This window comes from Streptomyces sp. AcH 505, assembly GCF_000818175.1.
Classification (GTDB): domain Bacteria; phylum Actinomycetota; class Actinomycetes; order Streptomycetales; family Streptomycetaceae; genus Streptomyces.
In genome coordinates this window covers 1,486,236-1,490,079 of record NZ_JTIY01000001.1, presented here as the reverse complement: position 1 = coordinate 1,490,079, position 3,844 = coordinate 1,486,236, and the positions used below count along the sequence as shown (strand labels likewise).

2 protein-coding genes and 1 pseudogene are annotated in these 3,844 nt (G+C 72.4%); 2 read left to right on the top strand and 1 reads right to left on the bottom strand.

All coding sequences use genetic code 11. From position 1 onward, the window contains the following. A pseudogene (locus HY68_RS43540) lies at positions 1 to 1,199 on the bottom strand (hypothetical protein); the annotation flags it as partial. Positions 1,200 to 1,321: 122 nt separating this feature from the next. Between HY68_RS43540 and glmS the strand changes: the two are divergent. Then, entirely contained in the window at positions 1,322 to 3,169 is a 1,848-nt protein-coding gene (gene glmS, locus HY68_RS06805) for a glutamine--fructose-6-phosphate transaminase (isomerizing) (protein WP_041985626.1), read from the top strand. 10 nt (positions 3,170 to 3,179) lie between these two features. Next, positions 3,180 to 3,548, top strand: a complete 369-nt coding sequence (locus HY68_RS06800) for a holo-ACP synthase (protein WP_041985621.1) — start codon at positions 3,180 to 3,182, stop codon at positions 3,546 to 3,548. The last annotated feature ends 296 nt before the right edge of the window (positions 3,549 to 3,844 follow it).

Genomic DNA, 3,844 nt, shown 5'->3' with positions numbered 1-3,844 from the left:
ACCGCCGCCACCTCCACGTACGAGATCCCCTCGGCCGCCGGTGCGATCCGCAGCGGCACGCCACAGATCAGCGCGGCCTCGGCGACCTTGTGCGGCGGCGCCTTGACCAGGGCGAGCGAGCGCGGCGTGTGGTCGGCGCTCCGCGTCCGCGGGGCGGGCTTCGGCGCGGAGAAGAACGGGATCCGGGCCGCCACGTGCATCCGTACGCCCGTACGGAAGTCCAGGAACTCCCTGCGGGCGTCGCCGAAGTACGCCCACGGCAGCTCCGTCGCGTGCACGCCGAGCGCCCGGAACTGCTCCAGCGACTCCTCGTGCCGCCCGGCCAGGATCAGCATCAGCGCCAGCTGGTTCCGTACGCCCGCCGCCTCCGGATCGCCCGGCGGATATCCGGCGGACAGCTTCAGGGCCCGCTCGATCGCGGCCTCGATCCGGGCCCGGGGGATCCGCTGGTCGCCCGACGTGACGTTCGCGTTCGCCACCACGTCGTACTCGACGGCGGCCAGCAGCGGCAGCGCGTGCAGCTGCGACCCGGGCAGCGCGCCGCGCGCCGCGCGCTCGGCGAAGTCGAACATCTCCTCGTGCGAGCCGTGCCACTTGTCGCACAGGTACTGCAGCGCCGCCGCGTGACAGCCGTAGTGGTGCGGGGCCCGCTCCACCGCCTCGGCCCAGTACGCGTCGAAGACCTCACGCGGCGCCTGACTGCCCGTCGCGTGGGTGAGCGCGAGCTGCCACGGCACCGGGTCCGTCGGGTTCAGCTCGGCGGCCGCGCCGATGACCGGTACGGCGTCGTCGAGCAGCGCGAAGAACGCCTGGAACTGGTCCTGGGCCACATCCTTGGCGCGGGCCGCCGTCCGTATCTCCCACGCCTGCTTCACGCACAGATCGGCCTTGACCAGCGCGGCGTCCGGATTCTCCGGCTCCGCCGCCAGCCAGTCGTCCAGCCACCCGGGGCTGTGCAGCGCGCTCGCCGCGAGCCGGGGCACCCAACTGCCGCGCCGCTCCCACTCGCCGCCGAGCCGGGTCGCCGCCAGCAGGTCACGCGCGGGACGGTGGTCACCGGCGGCTGCCGCGATCAGGGCGCCCCGCAGCTCGGGGGCGGGCGGGTCCAGGACCACGGCGGTGTCGGGCGGCAGGTCGGCGCCGACGGCGGAGCCGTGCCGGAGCATCCGGGGCAGGGTGATCAACGTGCGGAGCGTCACCGGGCCATTGAATGCGGTCGGGGGTGGTTGACACCAGACGTTCCGGCGACCGGTTCGCCGACTCGGCCGCTCGGGAGCGTCGGTCACGAGAGGCGTGGGGACCCTCACCGTAGGCTGCCGACATGTGCGGAATCGTGGGTTACGTCGGCGGACAGTCGGCGCTTGATGTGGTCGTCGCAGGCCTCAAGCGGCTTGAGTACCGGGGGTACGACTCGGCGGGGGTCGCCGTGCTCGCCGACGGGGGGCTCGCGGCCGCCAAGAAGGCCGGAAAGCTCGTCAATCTGGAGAAAGCACTGGTGGAAGCGCCGCTGCCGAGCGGCGCCACCGGGATCGGACACACCAGGTGGGCCACCCACGGCGGCCCCACCGACGCCAACGCACACCCGCACCTGGACAACGCGGGCCGGGTCGCCGTCGTGCACAACGGCATCATCGAGAACTTCGCCGCGCTGCGCGCCGAGCTGACCGACCGCGGCCACGACCTCGCCTCCGAGACCGACACCGAGGTCGTCGCGCATCTGCTCGCCGAGGCCTTCTCCTCCTGCGGCGACCTCGCCGAGTCGATGCGTCTGGTCTGCCGTCAGCTCGACGGCGCCTTCACACTCGTCGCCGTCCACGCGGACGCGCCGGACGTGGTGGTCGGAGCCCGCCGCAACTCCCCCCTGGTCGTCGGCGTCGGGGAGGGCGAGACGTTCCTGGCCTCGGACGTCGCCGCGTTCATCGCGTACACCCGCTCAGCCATCGAGCTGGGCCAGGACCAGGTCGTCGAGGTGCGCAGGGACGGCGTGACGGTGACGGACTTCGACGGCGCACCCGCCGACGTCCGCTCGTACCACATCGACTGGGACGCCTCCGCCGCCGAGAAGGGCGGCTACGACTACTTCATGCTCAAGGAGATCGCCGAGCAGCCCAAGGCCGTCGCCGACACCCTGCTCGGACGGATCGACGGCGAGGGCTCGCTGCACCTGGACGAGGTGCGGATGCCGGCGTCCGTGCTGCGCGCGGTCAACAAGGTCGTGATCGTCGCGTGCGGAACGGCGTTCCACGCCGGGCTCATCGCGAAGTACGCCATCGAGCACTGGACCCGGATGCCGTGCGAGGTGGAGCTGGCCAGCGAGTTCCGCTACCGCGACCCGATCCTCGACCCGCGCACCCTGGTCATCGCCATCTCGCAGTCCGGCGAGACCATGGACACGCTGATGGCGCTGCGGCACGCGCGCGAGCAGGGCGCGAAGGTGCTGGCCATCTGCAACACCAACGGCTCGACGATCCCGCGCGAGTCCGACGCCGTCCTCTACACACACGCCGGCCCCGAGGTCGCCGTCGCCTCCACGAAGGCGTTCCTGACCCAGCTCGTGGCCTGCTACCTGGTGGCGCTCTACCTGGGCCAGCTGCGCGGCACGAAGTGGGGCGACGAGATCCGCGCCGTCATCAAGGACCTGTCGCGGATCTCCTGCGAGGTCGAGCGGGTGCTGGAGACGATGGAGCCGGTACGGGAGCTGGCGCGCTCGCTCAAGGACAAGCGGACGGTGCTGTTCCTGGGCCGCCACGTGGGCTACCCGGTGGCCCTCGAAGGCGCGCTCAAGCTGAAGGAACTGGCGTACATGCACGCCGAGGGGTTCGCCGCCGGCGAGCTGAAGCACGGACCGATCGCCCTGATCGAGGACGACGTACCGGTCGTCGTGGTCGTACCGTCGCCGCGCGGCCGGTCCGTGCTGCACGACAAGATCGTGTCGAACATCCAGGAGATCAGGGCGCGGGGTGCGCGGACGATCGTGATCGCGGAGGAGGGCGACGAGGCGGTGGTCCCGTACGCCGACCACCTGATCCGGATCCCCGCGACGCCTACGCTGCTCCAGCCGCTGGTCGCGACGGTGCCCCTCCAGGTGTTCGCCTGCGAGCTGGCGACGGCGCGCGGCAACGAGGTGGATCAGCCTCGTAACTTGGCGAAGTCCGTGACGGTGGAGTGAGGAGTCCGGCTTGATCATCGGGGTGGGGATCGACGTGGCGGAGATCGAACGGTTCGGCGCGTCCCTGCGGCGCACGCCGCAGCTCGCGGCGCGGCTGTTCCGCGACGAGGAACTGCTGCTGCCGGGCGGCGACCGCCGCGGGGTGGCGTCGCTGGCGGCGCGCTTCGCGGCGAAGGAGGCGACGGCGAAGGCGCTGGGCGCGCCGGGCGGCCTGAGCTGGACGGACGTGGAGGTCTACGTCGAACCGTCCGGCCAGCCACGCCTGCGCGTACGCGGAACGGTGGCGGCGCGCGCGGCGGAGCTGGGGGTACGGGGGTGGCACGTGTCGCTGAGCCATGACGCGGGGGTGGCGTCGGCGGTGGTGATCGCGGAGGGTTGACGGGTCGCCGTCCGGCGGGGGTTGCGGGTTTTGGCTGCGCCGCGTTGTGCGTGTGCCGGTGTCCGGGTCCTGCGGAGGGGGGTGTCCGGACTGCTTGTCGCATGAGCTCCTTCGCTTTACGTCCGGACACCCCCCTCCTCCGGCCCCGGCCCCCTCCCGTAGGCGGGTCCCACCCAGCCGCCCGCGTCACTGGGGGTGAGCGGTGACCTGCGGGCCGAGGGTCACGTCCCTGGCGTGAACGCCCGGCCGCCTGCGGCCAGTGGTCGTGGGGCAGCCGTCCCGTGGGGCGGGGGCTG

Coding starts and splice junctions, on each gene's coding strand:
- glmS (WP_041985626.1), top strand. CDS start 1,322: ATGTGCGGAATCGTGGGTTACGTCGGCGGACAGTCGGCGCTTGATGTG.